This is a genomic window from Methyloversatilis thermotolerans, from assembly GCF_000372885.1.
In the GTDB taxonomy this organism is placed as follows: Bacteria; Pseudomonadota; Gammaproteobacteria; order Burkholderiales; family Rhodocyclaceae; genus Methyloversatilis; species Methyloversatilis thermotolerans.
In genome coordinates, this window is the sequence record NZ_KB889967.1 from 2006307 (window position 1) to 2027923 (window position 21617).

The 21617-nt window shown below is 61.8% G+C and carries 21 protein-coding genes; 10 read left to right on the plus strand and 11 right to left on the minus strand.

Translation table 11 applies throughout. From position 1 onward, the window contains the following. Positions 1-42: 42 nt before the first annotated feature. From fliJ to fliN, 5 genes are all read left to right on the plus strand, one after another. Positions 43-480 (plus strand): flagellar export protein FliJ, encoded by a 438-nt coding sequence (gene fliJ, locus A3Q7_RS0108815; RefSeq protein ID WP_018411502.1) that lies wholly within the window; start codon positions 43-45, stop codon positions 478-480. A gap of 74 nt (positions 481-554) precedes the next feature. After that, on the plus strand, positions 555-1571 hold the full coding sequence (locus tag A3Q7_RS0108820; protein WP_018411503.1) for a flagellar hook-length control protein FliK: 1017 nt from the start codon (positions 555-557) through the stop codon (positions 1569-1571). Positions 1572-1781: 210 nt separating this feature from the next. Beyond that, positions 1782-2393 carry a flagellar basal body-associated FliL family protein gene (locus A3Q7_RS0108825; protein WP_018411504.1) on the plus strand — a complete coding sequence of 204 codons (612 nt, stop codon included), beginning with the start codon at positions 1782-1784 and terminating at the stop codon, positions 2391-2393. A gap of 30 nt (positions 2394-2423) precedes the next feature. Next, positions 2424-3449 (plus strand): flagellar motor switch protein FliM, encoded by a 1026-nt coding sequence (fliM, locus tag A3Q7_RS0108830; RefSeq protein WP_018411505.1) that lies wholly within the window; start codon positions 2424-2426, stop codon positions 3447-3449. After that, complete coding sequence (gene fliN / locus A3Q7_RS0108835; protein WP_018411506.1) at positions 3446-3895, plus strand: flagellar motor switch protein FliN; 450 nt, start codon at positions 3446-3448, stop codon at positions 3893-3895. Before fliM ends, fliN begins: the two co-directional genes overlap by 4 nt. Before the next feature lie 106 nt (positions 3896-4001). On the opposite strand, the gene eutC is transcribed toward fliN, so the two are convergent. From eutC to eat, 4 genes are read right to left on the minus strand one after another with little or no spacing between them, the layout of a single operon-like run. Next, positions 4002-4805 carry an ethanolamine ammonia-lyase subunit EutC gene (eutC, locus tag A3Q7_RS0108840; RefSeq protein WP_018411507.1) on the minus strand — a complete coding sequence of 268 codons (804 nt, stop codon included), beginning with the start codon at positions 4803-4805 and terminating at the stop codon, positions 4002-4004. A 55-nt stretch (positions 4806-4860) separates the two neighbouring features. Further along, on the minus strand, positions 4861-5694 hold the full coding sequence (locus tag A3Q7_RS0108845) for a TorF family putative porin (RefSeq protein WP_018411508.1): 834 nt from the start codon (positions 5692-5694) through the stop codon (positions 4861-4863). A gap of 38 nt (positions 5695-5732) precedes the next feature. Next, positions 5733-7139 carry an ethanolamine ammonia-lyase subunit EutB gene (locus tag A3Q7_RS0108850; RefSeq protein ID WP_018411509.1) on the minus strand — a complete coding sequence of 469 codons (1407 nt, stop codon included), beginning with the start codon at positions 7137-7139 and terminating at the stop codon, positions 5733-5735. An 11-nt stretch (positions 7140-7150) separates the two neighbouring features. Further along, a complete protein-coding gene (gene eat, locus A3Q7_RS0108855; RefSeq protein ID WP_018411510.1) occupies positions 7151-8554 on the minus strand; it encodes an ethanolamine permease in 1404 nt (467 codons plus the stop codon). A gap of 218 nt (positions 8555-8772) precedes the next feature. Between eat and A3Q7_RS0108860 the strand changes: the two genes are divergently transcribed. Then, positions 8773-9789: a helix-turn-helix domain-containing protein gene (locus tag A3Q7_RS0108860; protein WP_018411511.1), complete on the plus strand. Its 1017-nt coding sequence runs from the start codon at positions 8773-8775 to the stop codon at positions 9787-9789. Positions 9790-10497: 708 nt separating this feature from the next. On the opposite strand, the gene A3Q7_RS21270 is transcribed toward A3Q7_RS0108860, so the two are convergent. Continuing rightward, positions 10498-10629 (minus strand): hypothetical protein, encoded by a 132-nt coding sequence (locus A3Q7_RS21270; protein WP_269745085.1) that lies wholly within the window; start codon positions 10627-10629, stop codon positions 10498-10500. Between the two features lie 78 nt (positions 10630-10707). Between A3Q7_RS21270 and A3Q7_RS0108870 the strand changes: the two genes are divergently transcribed. Continuing rightward, the gene (locus A3Q7_RS0108870) at positions 10708-11490 is read left to right on the plus strand and encodes a M90 family metallopeptidase (protein ID WP_018411513.1); all 783 of its coding nucleotides are present in this window, start codon (positions 10708-10710) and stop codon (positions 11488-11490) included. Beyond that, a complete protein-coding gene (locus A3Q7_RS0108875) occupies positions 11487-12245 on the plus strand; it encodes a hypothetical protein (RefSeq protein ID WP_018411514.1) in 759 nt (252 codons plus the stop codon). Before A3Q7_RS0108870 ends, A3Q7_RS0108875 begins: the two co-directional genes overlap by 4 nt. Before the next feature lie 44 nt (positions 12246-12289). Here A3Q7_RS0108875 and A3Q7_RS0108880 read toward each other — a convergent pair whose 3' ends face one another. Further along, positions 12290-12871, minus strand: a complete 582-nt coding sequence (locus A3Q7_RS0108880) for a TetR/AcrR family transcriptional regulator (protein WP_018411515.1) — start codon at positions 12869-12871, stop codon at positions 12290-12292. A 79-nt stretch (positions 12872-12950) separates the two neighbouring features. Between A3Q7_RS0108880 and A3Q7_RS0108885 the strand changes: the two genes are divergently transcribed. Then, on the plus strand, positions 12951-13424 hold the full coding sequence (locus A3Q7_RS0108885) for a nuclear transport factor 2 family protein (protein WP_018411516.1): 474 nt from the start codon (positions 12951-12953) through the stop codon (positions 13422-13424). Positions 13425-13472: 48 nt separating this feature from the next. Continuing rightward, entirely contained in the window at positions 13473-14573 is a 1101-nt protein-coding gene (locus A3Q7_RS0108890) for an NADH:flavin oxidoreductase/NADH oxidase (protein WP_018411517.1), read from the plus strand. A gap of 75 nt (positions 14574-14648) precedes the next feature. On the opposite strand, the gene A3Q7_RS0108895 is transcribed toward A3Q7_RS0108890, so the two are convergent. The 5 genes from A3Q7_RS0108895 to aroC all read right to left on the minus strand — a co-directional run bounded on the left by A3Q7_RS0108895 (position 14649) and on the right by aroC (position 21521). After that, complete coding sequence (locus tag A3Q7_RS0108895; protein WP_232417880.1) at positions 14649-15503, minus strand: FxDxF family PEP-CTERM protein; 855 nt, start codon at positions 15501-15503, stop codon at positions 14649-14651. A gap of 70 nt (positions 15504-15573) precedes the next feature. Continuing rightward, positions 15574-16323, minus strand: coding sequence for a PEP-CTERM sorting domain-containing protein (locus A3Q7_RS19665; RefSeq protein WP_157278144.1), 750 nt, complete (start codon positions 16321-16323; stop codon positions 15574-15576). Positions 16324-16354: 31 nt separating this feature from the next. Further along, positions 16355-17224 carry a PEP-CTERM sorting domain-containing protein gene (locus A3Q7_RS20520; protein ID WP_157278146.1) on the minus strand — a complete coding sequence of 290 codons (870 nt, stop codon included), beginning with the start codon at positions 17222-17224 and terminating at the stop codon, positions 16355-16357. 43 nt (positions 17225-17267) lie between these two features. Then, positions 17268-19865: a TonB-dependent receptor gene (locus A3Q7_RS19670; RefSeq protein ID WP_018411520.1), complete on the minus strand. Its 2598-nt coding sequence runs from the start codon at positions 19863-19865 to the stop codon at positions 17268-17270. Positions 19866-20351: 486 nt separating this feature from the next. Then, the gene (gene aroC, locus A3Q7_RS0108915) at positions 20352-21521 is read right to left on the minus strand and encodes a chorismate synthase (protein ID WP_018411522.1); all 1170 of its coding nucleotides are present in this window, start codon (positions 21519-21521) and stop codon (positions 20352-20354) included. Positions 21522-21617 lie beyond the last annotated feature (96 nt).

Below are 21617 nucleotides of genomic sequence, written 5' to 3' on the forward strand. Positions count from 1 at the left end.
AGATTCCCGACTCCTCATCCATCCGGATATTGCTGACACGCCATGGCCGATCAGTTCCGACTGCAATCGATCCTTGATCTGAGCGTCACCCGCATGGACGAAGCGGCGCGCGCACTGGCCACGCTGATGGCAAACGAGAAGGATCACAGCCGCCGGCTGGACATGCTCGAACAGTATCGCAACGAGTACCAGAACCAGTTCATGGAAGCCGCGCGCAGCGGCCTCACGCCCAATCAATGGGCCAATTACCGTGCATTCCTGGCTCGCATCGATGACGCCATCGTGATGCAGCAACGCCAGGTCGAGCGTTCGCGCGATCTGACGCAGGCCGGCCAGCGCGAATGGCTGGATACGCGCACACGCGTGAAGGCCTTCGAAACGCTTTCCGACCGCCATCAGGCCCAGGTGGTGCGCAAACAGGCGCGAGCGGAACAGCGGGTCAACGACGATCGCTCCGGGCGCCGGCCGGTCGACGACTGAAGCCCCTGCCCCGGCATCGTGGAATCTGGCATGGATAGTGCTGTGATGTCCGCGTCTCAGGAGGACATCACACCATGCCGGACATTTCACTGAATCTGCCCGCCTCGACCTCTAATGCCGCATCGACCTCCGGACCCGTCGGAGAAATCCGGGGTCTGGCTGGCGACGCGAATGCCGAAATCGGCGGCGAAGCGGCCGCAAGCTTCGCTAGCCTGTTCAAGGATCGCCTGACTGCCGCACAGAACGGCGAAGAACCCGCTGCACTGCTGGCCAGCCTGCTTACCGGCGTCACCGGCGATAGCGATGAGGAAGTCACCACGGACCTCTTGCCCGCGGACGACAGCGCGTTCGATCCACTCGCCGCAGGCTTGCTGCTGCCGACTACGCTACCGATTGCCGACCTGCTCAAGAGGGGCGCGGATACCCCGCGCGCAACGGCGGACGCAGCGAGCGACCCGATCACCGGCACACTGCCGGGCAATGCGAGAAATCCGGGGGCCACAGTCGATCCGGCAGCGATTGCCGGCATGTTGGCGGAGGACGCCGGCAAGAATCTGCCGGACCTCGATATCACGCGCGAACAGATGGGCGACATGCTCGCCGACACGGCTCAGGCCACGCTGCAACAGGCGCACCAGGCCGACTTCCGCGCCCACATGAGCGCGGCACATCAGGCAAGAAACGAACTGGCGGTGGCCACACCGGTCAATCAGCCCGGGTGGGCCGAGGATGTCGGGCACCAGATCACCTGGCTGGCCGATCAGGGCATCAGCAAGGCGGAACTTGTACTGACGCCGCCTCATCTCGGCCGTATCGAGATTTCGATCGAAGTCGGCAGCGATCTGAGCTCCGCGCAGTTCGTGTCCGCCAGCCCGCAGGTGCGGGAAGCGCTGGAACAGGCCATGCCGAAATTGCGCGAAATGCTGGCTCAGGGCGGCATTTCCCTCGGCGAGGCGAATGTGAGCAGCGACCAGCCCTCGCGTGACGGCCAGGGCGGCCATCAACAGGGTCAGCGCTCGCGCGATACCGCCGAGGCCGCCCCGAGCGCCAGCGCCCGCCGCGGAGTGGGTCTGGTCGACCTGTTCGCCTGACACCCGCAGCCTCCTCTCCACCGGCACCGCGCGGAGCTATCCGCGCTGCGGCCGGCCTGCACGCGCGCCCCTCACCATGAAGGCCGATGGTCACCATCCGGCCAAAAATGTACGTCTGCTCTAAAAAAAACGGAGTTTCCGCCGTTATTCGGACATTGAAAGGCATCACTGCCCGCCAGAATTCCGATAGCGAAACAGGAGCAGACCATCATGGCCAAAGCCGCCGCGACCGCTGACGACGCCGGTACCGAAGCACCCAAGAAGAGCAACAAGATGCTCATCATCATCATCGCCCTGCTGCTGGTGGTGATCATTGGTGGCGCAGCCGCCTTCTTCATGATGGGCGGCAATCACGACGCGGAGGACGCGGACGCGCACGACGACGAAGTGGTGGCCGAGGAAGATCACGACGCGGCGGCGAAGGAAGCGCGCAAAGCCAAGCTGAAGAAGAAGAAGGAAGCCGATGCGAAGGGGTTGCCACCGGTATTTGTCGAACTGGATCCATTCACCGTGAACCTGCAGCAGGAGACGGCGATGGATCAGTATCTGCAAGTGAAGGCCTCCGTGCGTGTCGATGAACAGCACGCAGCGGATCAACTCAAGGCCTATATGCCGGAAATCCGCCACCGGGTGCTGTTGCTGCTTTCCAGCAAGAAGGCCTCGGAACTGAATACCCCGCAGGGTCGCGAAGACCTTGCCGAGAACATGGTGGATACCATCAACGCGATCGTCGGCGAGATACCGAAGAATCGCAAAGGCGAGCCGGAAAAACCCATAGGTCCGGTCGAGGCGGTGCTGTTTACCTCCTTCATCGTCCAGTAATGCCCGGGAACACGGCCGGAGAATAAGATCATGTCGGACTTTCTGTCGCAGGAAGAGGTGGATGCCCTGCTCAAGGGCGTGACCGGTGAAACCGATGAGGCACCGCAGGAAGAGGATTCAGGCGGCATACGCTCGTACAACATCGGCACCCAGGAGCGCATCGTCCGCGGCCGGATGCCGACGCTGGAACTGATACACGAGCGCTTCGCGCGGTATCTCCGCATCGGCCTGTTCAATTTCATGCAGCGCAGCGCCGAGGTATCCATCGGCCCGATACGCGTACAGAAATACTCCGAATTCATCCGCAATCTGGTGGTGCCGACCAATCTGAATCTGGTGCAGGTCAAACCCTTGCGCGGTACCGGTCTCGTGGTGTTCGACCCCAATCTGGTGTTCCTGGTGATCGACAACATGTTCGGCGGAGACGGACGCTTTCATACCCGCGTCGAAGGGCGGGACTTCACCGCCACCGAACAGCGCATCATCCACGGCATGCTGGATGTGTTCTTTGCCGAGTACGAACGGTCATGGGAGCCGGTGTTCGCGATCAAGTTCGAATACGTCCGGTCGGAAATGAACTCGCAGTTCGCGAACATCGCGACACCGTCGGAAATCGTCGTGGCATCGACCTTCACCGTGGAACTGGGCGGCGTGTCCGCGGAGATGCATATCTGCCTCCCCTATTCCATGGTTGAACCCCTGCGCGACACCCTGAATTCCTCGATGCAGAGCGAAAGCGTCAATTCGGACAACCGCTGGATAAAGCTGCTGACGCGCCAGGTCCAGGACGCGTCGGTCGAGCTCACGATCAACCTCGGCGAAGGCTCCCTCACGCTGGGCGGCCTGAACAATCTAAAGGTCGGCGACATTGTTCCGATAACCATTCCAGAGACGGTCAAGGCCTCTGTCGATGGGATAGACGTGCTCGAATGCCACTACGGCATCCAGAACGGGCATTACGCACTGCGCATCGAACGCTTCATGGCAGGCGAGGAGGAACTGATCGAACACGCCCTGAACATACGGGGCGCAGCACAGGGTGAGGAAGAATCATGAGCGAAGCCGCTGCCGCAACCGAGGAGCCGATCAGCGAGGACGACTGGGCGGCCGCCATGGCCGAACAGACCACCGCGGACGAGGCGCTGGCCGAACTCGACTCGTCGCAGGCTCAGCCGGACGCACAGCCGGCGAATATATTCCAGCAATTCGGGGAGAGCGCGAACAAGAGCGACGAAGGTCTGCGCGACTTCGAAATGATCCTGGACATTCCGGTCCAGCTCACGGTCGAACTGGGCCGCACCCGGATCTCAATCCGCAACCTGCTTCAGCTCGGCCATGGTTCGGTCGTCGAACTCGATGGCATGGCGGGCGAGCCGATGGACGTGCTGGTCAATGGGACACTGATTGCACAGGGTGAGGTCGTGGTGGTGAACGACAAGTTCGGCATCCGCCTTACCGACATCATCACGCCTTCCGAGCGCATGAAGAAGTTGAAGCGCTGAGCGGCACCAACCCTCCTCCTGATTCGAGATGCAGGAATCAGGCTTCAGGGCGATGCGAAGGCATCGCCCTTTTTCTTTTCTGATGTCCGCAGACGAAGGTGGACATTCACCCCAGCCGCGGGCGACCCTCGCCGTCTATCAGAGGCAGCGTACGGTCACTTTCGTCCTTCAGTCCGACCCCGGTCAGTTGCAGGATGTCGGCCTGCTGCATGAGCCAGTTCAGGCGATAGGCGGCCGCGCCATAGGGCTGCCCTTCCGGCCTCACGTTCGAAATGCAGTTGCGTTCAGCGTCCGAGCGCCCGACGCGAGGCGCCCAGGTCAGGTAGATGCCAAGGCTGTCGGGCGAACTGAGTCCCGGCCGTTCGCCGATCAGCATGGCGACCATGCGCGCGCCCAGCGCCTCGCCGACCTCGTCAGCCAGCGCCACGCGCGCCTGTGTCGCGATCACCACCGGAGCAATGCACCAGTGGCCGGGCAGCATCGGGTAGAGCGCACTCAATAACGGCACGGCATGCCGCGCCACCGCAGCGGATGACAGGCCGTCACCGATCACGATGGCCAGATCGCATCCCTGATCGCGCAGACTTTCCAGCCTCTGCCGGTCGTCCGGATCGAGCCGTCGTCCAAGGTCAGGACGCCTGAGATAGGTTTCCCGGTTGTCGGCCCGACTTTTCACAGGCAAGGCGGGCCAGCCCTGCGCATTCAGCTCCGCTGCCAGCGCCCCGACATCCAGCGGTGTGTGGATGGCATCGCGCGCCAGGGCATGAGCCAGACCGAAGCCCAGGGTTTCCGATGTGGGCACCGACGCACCGACACGTCCGAGACCGATGCGCGCCGAAGTCCAGGTGCGCCACAGCGCCCAGGTGTCTGCATCCTTGACCGCTGTGCGCGTATTGTCTGCTTTCGCCATCTGTCTATCCGTTCCGGTACATGCGGGCGCTTCATTGCGCCCGCGATGTGCCCGATCAGAATGCCTTGGTGATGTTCGCGAAGACAATGTCACGCGCGATGTCTGAATCTCCGCTGCTCTTGCCCAGACTCAGGAAGTCCTTGTAGGCATTCGGTTCGTTGGTGGCCGAATAGAACAGGCCGGCCGACCAGCCCTGCGGCAGCGCCTTGGTCACACCGACCTTGTAGTAGGTGATGTCGAGGCCGGTCGAGTTGCGCACGATCTGGCGACCGATCTGGCCACTCAGGTTCCAGCCCTCGGCGATGTCGTAGCTCGCGTTCAGTTCGTAGTAATGCGAGCCGCGCGTGTTGCCGGTGACCCCTGCCGTTAAATCCCCTGCGAATCCGCCGTTGACCGGTGAGTTGTCCGTGTCCCACCCGAAATACTCGGTCAGCGTACGACCGGTCTTGAAGGTAAGCCATTCGTAGTTCAGCGCAATATAGGCCTCCGCGGTGTCGAGGCGATTGCTGGGAGTTCCGGCAAAGGATGAGTCGTTCCAGTTGGCGCCCGGATAAACATAGTAAATGGCACCGACATCGATATTGAACTTCTCGGCTACCGTAAAGCGATAACCGCCATAGAAGTCGGTTTCCACCGACGCGCCCGGCAGCCACTCGTCGGACACATTGGACACGAAGAAGCCGGCATAGAACCCCGACTTGTGCGCTGCCTCGATGCTGAACTGCAGCGCCGGACCGCCCCAGGTCTGCGACTGGCCGCGGAAGATGTAGTCGCTGACCAGGCCGATGCTCATCGGCACCGTCCAGTCGGACTCGGGTTCCGCTGCGTGAGCGGCGGGCAGGACCAGCAGTCCGGCCGCCAGCATGGAGAGGGCGGTATTTTTCTTCATGAAGTTCTCCTGATGGATTGAAGGGGTAAGAAACGTTTTCATGCCGCCTTGTATGACGGCAGCGCAGCGAGGCGGCTGAAGCCATCGACCAGCTGGCGGCCACTTCCAGCAAGAAGCTCGCCAGCGGCATCGGTCAGGCCCATGGACTGCAGCCAGCGCTCGAATTCGGGCGCACGCTTCAGTCCCAGCGTGCGGCGCAGGAACAGTGCGTCATGGAATGAGGTGCTCTGGTAATTCAGCATGATGTCGTCCGCGCCGGGTACCCCGATCACGAACGGAATGCCTGCCGCCCCGAGCAGCACCAGCAGCGTGTCCATGTCATCCTGGTCCGCTTCCGCATGATTGGTATAGCAGACATCGCAGCCGAGCGGCAGGCCGAGCAGCTTGCCGCAGAAGTGATCCTCGAGCCCGGCACGGATGATCTGCTTGCCGTCATAGAGGTACTCCGGCCCGATGAAGCCGACCACCGTGTTGATCAGCAGCGGCAGGTAGCGGCGGGCCACTGCGTAGGCGCGCGCCTCGCAGGTCTGCTGGTCCACGCCGTGATGCGCATTGGCCGACAGCGCGCTTCCCTGGCCGGTCTCGAAATACATGACATTGTCGCCGACCGTGCCGCGCTTGAGCGACCGCGCGGCATCATGCGCCTCATCGAGTATCGACAGGCTGACGCCGAAGGAGCTGTTGGTCTTCTCGGTTCCACCGACCGACTGGAAAACCAGGTCAACCGGCGCCCCCTGTTCGATCAGCTTGACCGTGTTCGTCACATGGGTCAGCACACAGCTCTGGGTCGGAATGTCGAAGCGCTGTATCAGCTCATCCAGCATGGCGAGCAGGTTGGCGATGGCCGGCAGACTGTCCGACGCCGGATTGATGCCGATCACCGCATCACCCGCGCCGCACAGCAGGCCATCCAGCGTGGACGCCGCAACGCCGCGCAGGTCGTCCGTCGGATGGTTGGGCTGCAGACGCACCGCCAGGTGGCCGGGCAGCCCTATGGTGTTGCGGAAGCGGGTCACGACACGGCACTTGCGCGCGACGGCGATGAGGTCCTGATTGCGCATGAGCTTGCTCACCGCCGCCGCCATTTCCGGCGTGATGCCGGGTGACAGCGCAGCCAGCGCATCGGCATCGGTCGCATCGTCGAGCAGCCACTCCCTGAAGCCCCCCACGGTGAGGTGGGATACCGGCGCGAAGGCGTCGCGGTCGTGGCTGTCGATGATGAGGCGGGTGATCTCGTCTTCCTCGTAGGGCACCAGTGCCTCGGTCAGAAAAGTGGCGAGCGGAATGTCGGCCAGCGCGTGGCGGGCGGCGACCCGGCGCAGCGCCGAGCCGGCCGCCACACCGGCCAGCACGTCGCCGGAACGCGGCGGACTGGCGCAGGCCATGACCGTCTTCAGGTCGGGGAAGCTGAAACTTTCCCCGCCCACCATCACGCGATAGGCCATGTCATCCCTCCTCAGCGGCTACCCGCCAGCATGGCATCTTCCGGTGCGTCGGCACGTTGCTGGCCGGTCAGGAAATAATACGCGGCAGCGATCGCGAACAGGCCAAGGAACACCGCCGCAAGCAGCGTGTTGAACCACACCATGGCACCGAGGCAGAACACGCCGAGCGCCAGCGCAATGGCCGGGAACAGCGGATAGAACGGTGCGCGATATGGCCGTTCGAGCTTGGGCTCGGCGGCACGCAGCTTGAACAGGGACGCCATGGACATGATGTACATGACGATGGCGCCGAATACCGACATGGTCACGATGTTCGCCGTCAGCGTCTGGCCCCCGAAAGTGATCCAGGAGTCGCTGAATATGGCGGCCACCCCGACTACGCCACCGGCGAGCAGCGCGCGATGCGGCGTCTTGAAGCGCGGGCTGAGTGCGGCGAAATAGCCCGGCAGGTAGCCGGCGCGCGCCAGCGCGAATATCTGCCGCGAGTAGCCCATGATGATGCCGTGGAAGGACGCGATGAGCCCGAACAGACCGATCCACACCAGCATGTGCAGCCAGCCGCTGTTCTCGCCCACGACCATCTTCATGGCCTGCGGCAGCGGATCGTTGATGTTGGCGATGGTGCGCCAGTCGCCCACGCCGCCGGCGAATATCATCACGCCGAAAGCCAGCGTGAGCAGCGTGAGGATGCCGGCAATATAGGCGATCGGAATGGTGCGCTTGGGGTCGCGCGCTTCCTCGGCCGCCATGGCTGCCCCCTCGATCGCAAGGAAAAACCAGATCGCGAACGGCACCGACGCAAAGATGCCCGCCAGCGCGACACCTGAAAATTCGTTCTGACCGGCCCAGCCATTGGCGACGAAGTTCGTCAGGCTCCAGCCGGGAGCGACGATGCCCATGAACAGCAGCAATTCGAAGATGGCGAGCACCGTCACGAACAGCTCGAAGGTCGCGGCGATGCTCACGCCCAGCCAGTTCAGCCCGATGAACACGACATAGGCGCCCAGCGCGACCATCTTTGGATCCAGGCTGGGAAACTGGACGTTCAGGTAGGCACCGATGGCGAGCGCGATGGCCGGCGGTGCGAACACGAATTCGACCAGTGTGGCAAACCCCGCCACGAAGCCGCCAAAGGGCCCGAAGGCGCGTCGCGCATAGGCGAACGGCCCGCCGGCATGAGGAATCGCCGTCGACAGTTCGGTGAAACTGAAGATGAAGGTGGCGTACATCGCGGCGACCAGAACCGTCGCAACGAGAAAGCCGAGGGTGCCGGCGGTGTTCCAGCCATAGCTCCAGCCGAAGTACTCGCCCGAAATCACCAGGCCGACGGCGATGCCCCACAGTTGCAGCGGCCCCAGAACCTTTTTCAGCGCATGCGGGCTGCCGCTGCCCGTGGCCTCTTGTATCAATGACATGGTGAGTGCTCTCCCTGTACCGTCCCGCAGATCGCGGAACCTGCCAGTCATTCGATCATCCTCGGCCTCCACCGGACTATCCGGAATCGGAAAACCCGCCGCAGCGCACTATCCGGAATCGGAAAATCGATCCGGAGCGGCCTGGCACGGCGGATGCTAAGTGCCTGCAATCACGGTACATTCCTGTTCGCGCGAGCGACAGGAGGAGAAGGACCATAATGGGACAAGACTTCGCGCCAGCCACGTCCGGTGATCATGCTCGCAGAAGCGGACCGGACGCCGGTATCCGCGTCTGCCGCAGCGACGATGTCGCCGAACACGCGGACAACATTTCGCGCTGGCATCAGGAATACGAGCAATTGTCGGGGGGGGTGTTCGCCGGCTGCATACGGGAAATGCTGAGCGAAGAAGGTCCGCGGCTGCAGGTGTTCCACGAATACACCGAACAGGAAACAAGCCAGCAGTGCGGCCCCTGGTCCGGATCGGTCTGGATGGGGCTGCCCGATCTTTCGCGCACCGGCGAAGTGCGCTTCTGCGGTCGACCGCACAACGATGGTGTGCATCTGATGATGGCGCGCGCGAGCAGCGGCTTCACGCTGCGCACGCCGCGCGACTTCGGCATCTATGGCATCGTCGCGGACGAAGGCTGGCTGGCCTCGCGACTGGACGGGCGTCACGGCCGGCGACTGGAGCAGTTGCTGACCCACGGTTCGGTCGCCAGCCGCGCACTCAGCCCCGCCCGGCACAGTGAATTGTGCTTCCTGATCGAGGGGCTGCTCGATCCCGCCGGCGTCCGCAGCGAGACCGGCGATCTGTGCACCGAGCTCGTAGACCTCCTGCTGGACAGTCTGGGCGATCAACCCCAGCCCTCTGCGCGCACCGTGCTCGAGCAACGGCGTTTCGACGTCGTGATGCAGGCGCGCCGGCTGGCGCTGCATCCGGATATCGCAGTGGATGGCGTGGATCAGTTGTGCGAACGCCTGCACGTCACGCGCCGAACGCTGCAGAACCACTTCAACAGCGTGGTGGGCATGTCGCCCAAGGACTACCTGAAGCGCGTCCGCCTGAATGCGGTCCGGCGCGAGCTGCAGCATGGCTGCGATCCGGCCCGCTGCGTGCACGACATCGCCATGCACTGGGGCTTCTGGCACCTGGGACACTTCTCGCATGACTACCGCGAACTGTTCGGCGAATTGCCCTCGCAGACACTGAAGCGATCGCTCGCGGGCGTTTGAAGGGACCGGGGCCCAAGGAAGGGCTAGGGTCAGGGGGGAACAGTGCCATTCTCGTGAGGGTCCTCGCAGCGTTCGGCGTGCCCCTGTCAGTGCGTGGCTGCGCCTCAAACCACGCCGCGTCATCGAGGAGCTTTTGTTCGTGGCTGCGCCACGAACACCGCCCCGGAACTCATCAAGGGCTTTTGTTCGTGGCTGTGCCACGAACACCGCCCCGGTACTCCTCAAGGGCTTTTGTTCGTGGCTGCGCCACGAACGCCGCCCCGGAAATCCTCAAGGGCTTTTGTTCGTGGCTGCGCCACGAACGCCGCCCCGGTACTCCTCAAGGGCTTTTGTTCGTGGCTGCGCCACGAACGCCGCCCCGGTACTCCCCAAGGGCTTTTGTTCGTGGCTGCGCCACGAACGCCGCCCCGGTACTCCCCAAGGGCTTTTGTTCGTGGCTGCGCCACGAACGCCGCCCCGGAACTCATCAAGGGCTTTTGTTCGTGGCTGCGCCACGAACACCGCCCCGGAACTCATCAAGGGCTTTTGTTCGTGGCTGCGCCACGAACACCGCCCCGGAACTCATCAAGGGCTTTTGTTCGTGGCTGCGCCACGAACGCCGCCCCGGAAATCCATGAGGCTTTTGTTTGTGGCGCAGCCACAAACAAAAAGGGCGACCGCTCTCGCAGTCGCCCCTCGCACATCTGTCTCACGACAGTTGTGCGGCAATCAGGTCTTCGGCTTTTCCGCCTGGGAGCTCTGGGGTTTGGCGTCGCCGTGCTTTTCGCCCGGGCAGGCAAGAACAGCGCTGGACGACGCAAACATCGCCAGCCCCAGCAGGATCGCGAGACGTTTCATCACGGATCACCTCCTTTCGTGGTTAGGAAGCCTTTACGATAGGCGCTGTCACTGACCGAATCAAGCGAGGATTGTCGCCAGATGCTGCATTGGTTGCGGCGCACTTTCGCGCCGACCGGACCCGATCTGCCCGATGTGCCGGCGGACCAGTGGATCCGCGTCGAGGCACGCCTGCCCTATCTCGATTTCCTCGCGCCCGAGGATCGCCCCGCCTTGCGCGAGCTGGCGCGAACCTTCATCGCGACCAAGCAGTTCCATGGCGCGCATGAACTCCAGCTCGACGACGACATGCTGCTGGAAATCGCGCTTCAGGCCTGCCTGCCGGTGCTCAAGCTCGGGCTGGACTGGTACGACGACTGGGTGGGCATCGTCATCTACCCGGGCGACTTCATCGTGCCGCGCCAGATCACCGACGAGGCGGGCGTGGTGCACGAATACGACGACACGCTGGTGGGTGAGGCATGGGCCGGCGGGCCGGTGCTGCTGTCCTGGCAGCCGGATCAGCTTGCGGCCGAAGGCATCAATGTCGTCATCCACGAATTCGCACACAAGCTGGACATGCGCAACGGTGAGGCCGATGGCCTGCCGCCGCTGCACGAGGGCATGAGCGTCGAGCGCTGGGCCAAGGTGTGGTCGGATGCCTATGCCCGCTTCTGCGCCGACGTAGACGCCGGCATCGATACCGGCATTGACGACTACGCCGCGGAAAACCCCGCCGAATTCTTCGCGGTCATGTCGGAATGCTTCTTCGAGATTCCCGATCTGATCGAGCAGACCTGGCCCGATCTCTACCGGCAGTTGTCGCTGTTCTATCGGCTGGATCCTGCGCCACGCGCGCGGGCACTATATCCGCCCGCAGCATGATCGAGGAACTGATCGAATGGGCCCGGCTGGATTGCCTGCCGGCCGCTCAGCGAATGGGCCTGCGTCGGGAGGCGGCCGCCCTGACCGTGCGCCACCGGCGCCTGCGCGCTCACTGGGCCAGCCATCTGCAGGAAACGCGCACTGCGATGCTCGCTTCCGCCCGTCAGGCGCTGGCCTCCGCCGCGCCACCGCGCACCGCCTTCCTCATGGGTGCGGGGCAGTTGCACGACGTGCCGCTCGACGCGCTGTTGCCACTGTTCGAACGCATCGATCTGGTCGACATCTGCTTCGGTCCGGCCGCCCGCACCGCCGCGCGGCGTTACCCCGATCGTGTCCGCTGTGTGATGCTGGATGTCAGCGGCGTGCTTGACCAGCCACTCATGGATCCGCACGGCGCCGTTTTCCAGCCGCCCGGCAAGGCCTGGTGCGCGTCGGTGAACCTGCTGTCGCAACTGCCGCTCGCCCCCTGTGCCGCGCAGCTCGCGCGCGGGATGGACGAACAGGACGTCGAGCGTTACGGACGGGCCATCCAGGACGCGCACATCGACGCACTGAACAAGGCGGATCACGCCTTCCTGGTGATCGAATATGCGCAGACCGCTGAAGGTCGGCCGGACGAAATCCTGCTGCCCGGCCTGCCCGAGCGCCTCGCATCGAGCGGTTGGCATGCGGGCGCGGCCTGGCACTGGCCGCTGCATCCGCCCGGCGAACGCGCCACGGTGAGCGGCCGCATCATGCAGTCCTGGACGCGTTAGCCGGGCTCAAGCGTCACGGCCCCATCGAGGGCGAAGCAGGCGGCTCATGCGAGTACCCGGGAAAAGGCCCGCTGCAGCGGTGCGCGCGCAGCATCGGCGCCTTCCATCTGCGCCCTGACGATGGCGCCTTCGACCGCAAGCAGCAGATCGGCCGCGCGGTCGCCTGGCCCGGCCAGACCTGCCTCGCGGCAGGCGCGCTCGATTCGCTGCGCCAGTTCACGCTTGTGCTGAACGGTCATCGGCGGCGCCTCGCTGCCGACCTCGGCATGCCCGTTGATGAAGGCGCAACCACGAAAGCCGGGGGCGCGGAACCAGTCGTCCAGTGCGTCGGGCAGCGCCGCCAACCACTGTGCGGCGGATGCCTGCGCGGCCAGACGTGTTTCCAGCCAGTCCATCCAGCGCGCATGACGCACGTCCAGATAGGCCTCTATCAATGCCTGCTTGGTCGGAAAGTGCCGGTAAAGCGATGCCTTCGCCACGCCTGATTCGGCGATGATGCGGTCTATGCCGGTGGCGCGCAGGCCGTGCCGGTAGAACAGCCGGTAGGCGGTCTCCAGCACCCGGGTGCGCGCGTCCTGATCGGGCAGCGGCCCCGGACCGGCGAGATCTGTCAGCGTGGTGGTCATGTCGCCATGTTGACAGACAGACCTGTCTTGTTCAAGGATGTAGACAGATCTGTCTTCCACCCACCGAAGGAGTACCACGATGTCCGAAGCCCCTCGCCCGCCGCTGCCGCCCTTCACTGCCGAAACCGCCGCACAGAAGGTGCGCGCCGCCGAAGATGGCTGGAACAGCCGCGATCCTCAGCGCGTATCGCTGGCCTATACGCCCGACAGCCACTGGCGCAACCGTTCGGAATTCGTTCATGGCCGCCAGGAAATCGTGCAGTTCCTGACCCGCAAGTGGCAGAAGGAACATGAATACCGGCTCATCAAGGAACTGTGGTGCACCGCCGGCAACCGCATCGCGGTGCGCTTCGCCTACGAGTGGCACGACGACAGCGGCAACTGGTTCAGGTCCTATGGCAACGAAAACTGGGAATTCGACGAGAATGGGTTGATGGCCCGCCGTCACGCCAGCATCAACGACCTCGCCATCAGCGAAACGCAGCGTCTGTTCCGCTGGCCGCAAGGACGTCGCCCGGACGACCATCCGGGACTGAGCGAACTGGGCCTTTGAACGCCTTTGTCGCATCCGCGGCGAAGCGACAAACGCGGAGCGCCCTCGATGTCCGACAGTCGTCTTTTCCAGCCCTTCCGGCTTGGTCAGCTTGCACTGGACAACCGTATCGTCATCGCGCCGATGTGCCAGTACTCTGCGCGCGACGGCCATGCAAGCGAATGGCATCTGATGCATTTCGGCCAGATGATGCAGTCGGGCGCCGGGCTGTTCATCATCGAAGCGACGGCGGTCGAACCGGAGGGGCGCATTTCGGCCGAGGATCTCGGCCTGTGGTCGGATGAACACGCGTCCTCGCTCGCCGCCACGCTCGAGGCGGTGAGGCGGCACTCGGCGATGCCGGTGGCCATCCAGCTTGGCCATGCCGGACGCAAGGCATCCGTGGCGCGTCCCTGGGAAGGCGGCACGCACATTCCACCCGCAGCCGGAGGCTGGCAGACCGTCGCGCCGTCGGCGCAAGGCCACGCATCCGCCGATACGCCACCGCAGGCGCTGGATGCCGGCGGCCTGTCGCGCGTCCGCGCCGCCTTCGCGGATGCGGCACGCCGCGCGGAAGCCATCGGCATCGATGCGGTGGAACTGCACATGGCGCACGGCTACCTGCTGCACCAGTTCCTGTCACCGCTGGCAAACACGCGCGACGACGCGTATGGCGGAGACCTGGCTTCACGCATGCGCTTTCCGCTCGAGGTATTCGATGCAGTGCGCGCGGTGCTTTCACCCGGTAAGCCCCTGGGCGTGCGCATCTCCGCGACCGACTGGGTGGACGGCGGCTGGGATCTTGCGCAGAGCATCGAGCTTGCACGCGCGCTGAAATCGCGTGGTGCCGCCTACATTCATGTATCGAGCGGCGGGCTGTCCACTGCCCAGACCATTCCGACCGGCCCGGGATACCAGCTCCCGTTTGCCGACGCTCTGCGCAAGGCGGTACCGGGTCTGCCGGTCATCGCGGTCGGCCTGATCACCGAAGCGCGCCACGCGGAGCGGATATTGCAGAGCGGGCAGGCCGATCTGATCGCGCTCGCCCGCGCCATGCTCTACGACCCGCGCTGGCCCTGGCACGCCGCCGCCGAGCTGGGCGCACGACTGAAGGTCGCACCGCAGTACTTGCGCTGCGCGCCGCATGGACTGCACAACCTGAGCGCCTGACATCGGCAAAAAAAGAGCCGGGCAAGCCCGGCTCGAATCGAAACGCCCGGTTTCCCGGGTCGAGGTGTGAAACGCTTAAACGCGGTTCATGCGGCGACGGGCCACGAAGCCCACCATGCCGAGGCCGGCCAGGAACATCGCGTACTCGGAGGGTTCAGGAACCGGCACTACCGCAAACCCGGCCAGGTAGGCATCCTGGAAGATGCGCCCTCCCTCGGAGGAGGAGGCGCCCTGGACAATACGGACTACATCATCGCGCAGTTCATAGCTGTAACCGCTGGCGGAAACGCGGAGGAAGTAGATGCCGCTGTTCGGATTGCCCTCACCCAGGCTGACGTCCGTCCGGATCGCGATCTTGTCCGCATCGAAGTAAGCTCCATTGGCTGCGTCCGCAGCAACGTAGGTCGCCACGTAATCGGAACGCGACGGATCCCTCAAGCGATAACCAAGCGCCGCACCGTCGTAAATTCCTGCCGCGCGCGTCCAGGCAGCGGAAACCGTTTCGAAGTCCGAAAAACCGGAACGGACAATCGAGTTGATCTCGGTAATGCCCGTCGTGTTATCTGTCAGCTGGAAATAGGATCCGAAAATCAGGGAATCCGTGCTCGCATCGCTCCAGACAGAATCAATGAACGTACCCACCGTATAGGTACCCAGCAAGGTCGTCCGGGATCTGTCATAAACATCGAAGACAACAGCAGAAGTTCGAGTTTCAAGCAGCGTCCATTGATCAGAAACACCATCAATATAAAATGGATCGGTTGCGATATTGGTGGTCGACCCCGGAGTACGGGCGCCGTTGTTCACCACATCAACAAAACCTCCAGCCTGAGCAGCGCCAAAAGCGGTGGAAAAGGCTACCCCGAAAAGTGCATTAAGAAAAAGACCGCGCATAATCTCCATACCTGACAATTTATTATTCAAGATCACGGACAAATATCGGACGCAAGATCCGAATGCGTCAGCCGACGGTGACCGCGCCGGCTCGACGCGATAAAACTCAGGACCGGCGGCGCTTGGCCATAAATCCCGTCAGCGCGAGGCCGGAGAGCAGCAGCGCATATGCAGAGGGCTCCGGAACAGGAGCCGTCACCGGCGCAAAACCTGCAAACGAAATATTGACGATATCTCCTTCGTCCTCCTCTCCGCCCTGACGCAGCCGCACCGCGCCATCGAGCAACTTGTAGGAAGTTGCGTCGGTCTTGATCAGATAAAGCGCGGTCTGAGGGTTGCCTTCCGCCCAGTTGATGTCGGAACGGAACCCGACCGAATCGAGATCCAGGGTGTCCTCTTCGCCGAAACCGGCCGAAGTGCGAGCTGCAGCATAGATCCACAGGTCATAGTCCGTGACGAACGCCCACGCGACAGACACATCCGTAACACCAGCATAACCGGTGCGGAACAGATCATTGATCTCGAAGTAGTCGTCCTCGTCTTCCGGTGTGCTCAGAACGAGACGGGAGCCGAAATACAGGGACCCGGTCGAATCCGAGAAGACGTAATCAAAGAAGTTTCCTACCGTCTCGCCCTCGTGCTCGAACTCAGTAACGCGTTGATCGAGCACCGTAAGGAAGCCGGGGAGTGCATACGAATTTGCACCATTGCTCGGACCTGAATCGATCTGAAAAGACTCAAAATCCTCGATACGAAGATTTCCACTCGTGGGCAGAGACGCGAACTCACCAGCCACAGCGTGCGCAACCGAGCTGAGCGCGATACTTGCCCCAAAAACCAGATTTCGAATATTCATATGCACAGCACTCTCCTTTTTGATCAGAAATTCACTTGCGACGTCGCGCAACTACACCGGTAAGCGCCAGACCTGCAAGAAGCATCGCGTAAGTCTCAGGTTCCGGAACAGCGACAACAGGATTGGGCGCGAATGCCGCGAAGCTACGGGTCAATACCGGCTGTCCCTCTTCACCGGCCTGGCGTATCCACGCTGCACCATCGACAAGCGAGTACCCTTGCTCTTCAGTCGCATTTGTACGAATGAGATACAAACCGCTGAATGGATTACGCTCCGCCTGATTCACGTCCGACCTGAGGTCAACGACATCGTTGTCATATGCCTCGCTGCCGGGCAAAGGATCCGCCCCCCCCTTGAGACCAACCGACGAACGTGCTGCGGAATACAAGCGAAGATCGTTGCCGGAAGTAGAAGAATAGACTCGAGTCCAGGCAACTTCGGTTTCGTAGTCAGCAAAACCACTGCGGAATATATCGTTCGCCTCAGAGAGGTCGATCATCTGAAGACGCGAGCCGAAAACCAGCGTATCAGTGGTGTTATCCAGAAAAACATAATCAAAGAAAACACCCGAAAATCCGCCCACGACGGAGTTGTCAGAGAACGATGTCTGCCTTGATTCGAGCAACGTAAACTGCGTCGGGAAGGCATGGACATTGACGGTTCTCTGAGAGGCTGTTGCGCCGACGCCCACGGTGACTGTCGTCGTACCGGTTACGGCACCGGGAGTGATATAGAACGGATCGACGTTGACGTTGTTGACACCGTTGCAGCGGACGCTATTTAGGCAAGGCGCAGCAGTTCCCAGTTCACCATTGGGAAGAGAGACGAAGCCACCCGCGTATGCGCTCACCGACATCATGCTTGCACACGCGAAAAAAAACGTACGAGAATGATCGAGCATAGAAACCCTCCGATTGGACCAACAGAATATCGACATGCCTGCCCTACCCTTTCCTTTCAGAAACACCGTCTAGAGAAATGCGTATTCCAAACCATACTGCCCGCGGCGCTCCCGGACCCACGAATGTCGTATTGAGCCACTGACTCGAGTTATAATTGAATCCGGAGCCGTCGTGCGCGCCAGATCCAGGCGTAAACGGGGTACGCCCAAGATCACCCGCCGTCAGATATTCACGATCGAACACATTATCGACGCGAGCAAAAAAGCTCAACTGACTGCTTATGCGGTACTGTGCACGAAGATTGAATATCGCATATCCGGGAATCCGCCCCGGACCGACATAATCATAGGGATCGCGATTACCACCAGCAATTACAGAATTGGTAGCCTCGCGTGCTTCGTGATCATTGTTCTCGTTACCACGGACATATGACCACGAGTGCATCACCATCCCGACCGAGAAATTCCAGCGATCACTCGGCTGAAAATCAAGATTTGCCTGCAATATCTGTCTGGGAACCCCTGGCAAGGAATCGCCGGGAGAGATCATCACGTAACTCTGAAGATCAACTGGAGAGACCTCGTTGCTACTGTTGTTCGGATTGACGATCCGCGCCGGAGATTCGAATGTCGCCCTCTGGTAGGTATAGTTCAACCTGAATTTCACATCGCCGAAACCGGCAACCAGACCGGATTCAAAACCTTGCCTGAGCGTTTGACCGAAGTTGTCGAACACGCCTCTGTTCTTTCGTCCGAGTGGAACAAACAGAATGTCATCGGTGAGTTCTGTGCGAAAGAAGCCGGCATTCCATTCGATATCATCCGACCGCCCACGAGCACCCAACTCCATGCTTAATGACCTGACCTGCTTGAGATAGGGATCCGATGTGAGGGCGGTTGGAATGGAGCATCCATACTGATAGTTGGTGCTGTTGATGATCTGGGTTCGATCGATTGCGCATCCGAGCTCGATGGCGGATGGTGCACGCGATCCTCTACTGACGTTTGCATAGAGATTTAAGGCAGGAGTCGCCGACCAGGAGACACCCAGTGCGGGATTGAGACTTCTGTAGCGGTAATCGCCCTTGCTTCTTACGAAACGATCGGCATCGGAATAGGCCGGATCCTTGGGATCCAGTTCCTGAGAATCGAAATTGTAAAGAGACTTGCCGACATCGGAGTCGAGAACATTCAGAACCTTGGTCAAGCTGTAACGGGCGCCGAAGGTTACGTTGAGGCGATCGGTTGCCGACCATGCGTTCTGAAAGAACAACGACTGTGTCTGACTGCCGCCGGAAAGTCTGTTACGAACCACGGGGAAACGGGCAGCCGCGATGTACGGGTTCGCGGGATCGCAGGTCGTGGGGTCATCCAGACAGTCGTCGTAGTATTTGTCCGGGTTGGCAACGACCGTTCGGTCATCCCGAATTTCGCCGAGCAACTGGGACTGAGAAAAGCGGACACGGTTCTTGTCGAAAGCCAGACCGGCAACAAACTGATTCCGTTCCGATACCGCAGTCAGCTGCAATGTTGCGCCGTAGCTCTTTCCGTCAAGCGTCGAAAAGTTGAATAGCCCATTTGGCAAAACTCCGGCGCAGCCTTGCCCGCCGTCAATAGCACCATCAACCGCCGAACCGTTTGTGCATGAGAAACCTCTTTCGGCCAACGCCGGAAATTCGTCGTAAAAATCAGCTCCGACAGCGCTCTGTGTCAAGTCACGACGATATGCGAGCAACGATATAGTCGCCGTTTCCGAGACATCGAAGCTACCGTTCAAATTCAGGTGAGTGAGATCATTTTTTACCTCGTCCGGGGAGGTAAAGACTCCGCTCGGATCCTGCCGGAAGTCATCAATGGGCACGAGCCCATTACCGACGAGACGGTTATCCACCTTTATGATCGAGAGATTTATTGCACCACCGTCTCCTCGAATGGAGCCCGTCCCAAAAAACTGCCGCACTTTTGAAGGTGAATTTCTGCGCCACCCGTCCTCGTCAAAGATGTTTGCAGCAGCAAACAGCCCCATCGTTCCATTGTTAGTACCGAATGTACCTTGATACTGGCGACGCCCCCAGGCCCCAATCGTCGATTCAACGTTGACACCGACGTGATCAAATCCATTCTTGGTTCTCAGTGCCAGCGCGCCGCCCAAGGTATTCAATCCGAACAGCGGACTTGATCCGGGCAACAAATCCATACTGGCAATTGCGTTCATGGGAATCATGTCCCAATTCACGACTTCACCGAAAGCCTCATTCACGCGAACGCCATCGAGATAGACAGAAAGGCCCTGGGGAGTACCAATCTGCGGAGAAGCGGAAAAGCCCCGGAATACCAGATCCTGCTGAAATGGATTACCTTGATAATCATTGACGGATACCGACTGCATCTGGGTATTCATGAAGTCGGTGATGCTTATGGATTGGGCCTGTTCTATGTCCTCGGCCGTCGCCCGCTGTGCATTGGTCGTCATCTGGTCGCGATCCAGCACCACGCCTGGCAGAGGCGTGACGATGCGCGGCGCGCGGATCTCGACCTTCGGCAGCTCCACCGACTTGTCCTCCTGCGCTGACACCGTACCGGGGAGCACGGTCAGGACGACCGCGAGCGCCGTCCCTCCTCTCTTCTGCAGCCTCTTCATTCTTCTTTGTGTAGGACTGCGCCCTACACAACCTCGGGCAAATTCTTTACCGGTTTTTACCGGCTACATGAAGGAGCAAACAGGGAAAAACTCCCACCTCATTCAGCTCGGGACATTTTCCCGACAAGGCGCAAGATGCCCGACGCATGGTCGTTTCAGTTGAACGGAATAGATTTCACGCTGCAAGCCTTGCGCCACCTCGATACTCAGATTGGTTGTATGCAACCAGCCTTGCGGCTGGATGTGCAGCAAAGGTGGCGACAGCTCGCGGGGAAAACGGCCCCGTGTTGCAGCGCGATAGAGGAGTCGGATGCGGGATTTCAGGCGACGGAAGCGTAATGCATCGCAAGAATGACCTGCTGGAATGCCCCGGTCCCGGGCTGACAAGGACCCGTCCCCGGACCGGTGGAGGCGCGTCTCATCGGGGGCATGAGAAAGCCGCGCAAGAGAAGACGACGAGCGGGCTGCCCGGTCGGGCCCGGAAGCTCAGGCTTCGTCCGGTTCCGGGTTGCTGACCGCCTGCTCGCGCGCGGCGCGTATGCGGTCGATCAGCGTGTCCGGCGCCTGAGCCGGGATGCGCGGCGTATCGGTGCGGACATCGGCGCACTGGGCGCGGTGGCGCAGTGCGTGGTCCATCAAGACGAGGGCGAGCATGGCTTCGGCCACCGGCGTCGCCCGGATGCCGACGCAGGGATCGTGGCGGCCATGGGTGTTCACGATCACCGGTTGCCCGGCCTTGTCCATCGAATGTCTATCCAGACGGATGCTGGATGTCGGCTTGATGGCGATCGACACGCGGATGTCCTGGCCGGTGGAAATGCCGCCCAGCACCCCGCCTGCGTTGTTGGACAGGAAGCCCTCCGGCGACATTTCATCGGAATGTTCGGTGCCGCGCTGTTCGATGCTGGCGAATCCGGCCCCGATCTCCACGCCCTTGACCGCATTGATGCCCATCATCGCATAGGCGATGTCGGCATCCAGCCGGTCATAGACCGGCTCGCCCCAGCCCACCGGAACACCGCTTGCCATCACGTCGATGCGGGCGCCGCAGGAATCGCCGGATTTGCGCAGGGTATCCATGAAAAGCTCGAGTTCCGGTACCAGCGCGGGGTCAGGACAGAAGAAGGGGTTTTCGGCGATGGCCGCGCGGTCCCGGTACTCGATGCGTATCGGTCCGAGCTGGCTCATCCAGCCATGGATGACCACACCGTGGTATTCCTGCAGCCATTTGCGGGCAATCGCGCCGGCGGCGACACGCACCGCGGTCTCGCGCGCCGACGAACGGCCGCCGCCGCGGTAGTCGCGGATGCCGTACTTCTGCCAGTAGGCATAGTCCGCGTGGCCCGGCCGGAAGGTGTCGGCAATATTGCCGTAGTCCCTGGAGCGCTGGTCCTGGTTGCGTATGAGCAGCGCGATCGGCGTTCCGGTGGTCATGCCCTCGAACACGCCGGACAGAATCTCGACCTCATCCGGCTCGCGCCGCTGCGTCACATGGCGCGACGTACCCGGCTTGCGACGGTCCAGTTCGGCCTGAATGTCGGCCGCGTCCAGCCTGAGCCCGGGCGGGCAGCCATCGACGACACATCCGATGGCCGGGCCATGGGATTCACCGAAGGACGTGACACGGAAAAGCGTGCCCAAGGTATTGCCGGACATGGATGGACCTGCAGTTTGGCGAGCCCGGCAGTTTACCACGGGCCTCCGGACGCCTTGCCGGTGCCACGTGCGCAGCAAACGCGCCTGACGATGCAA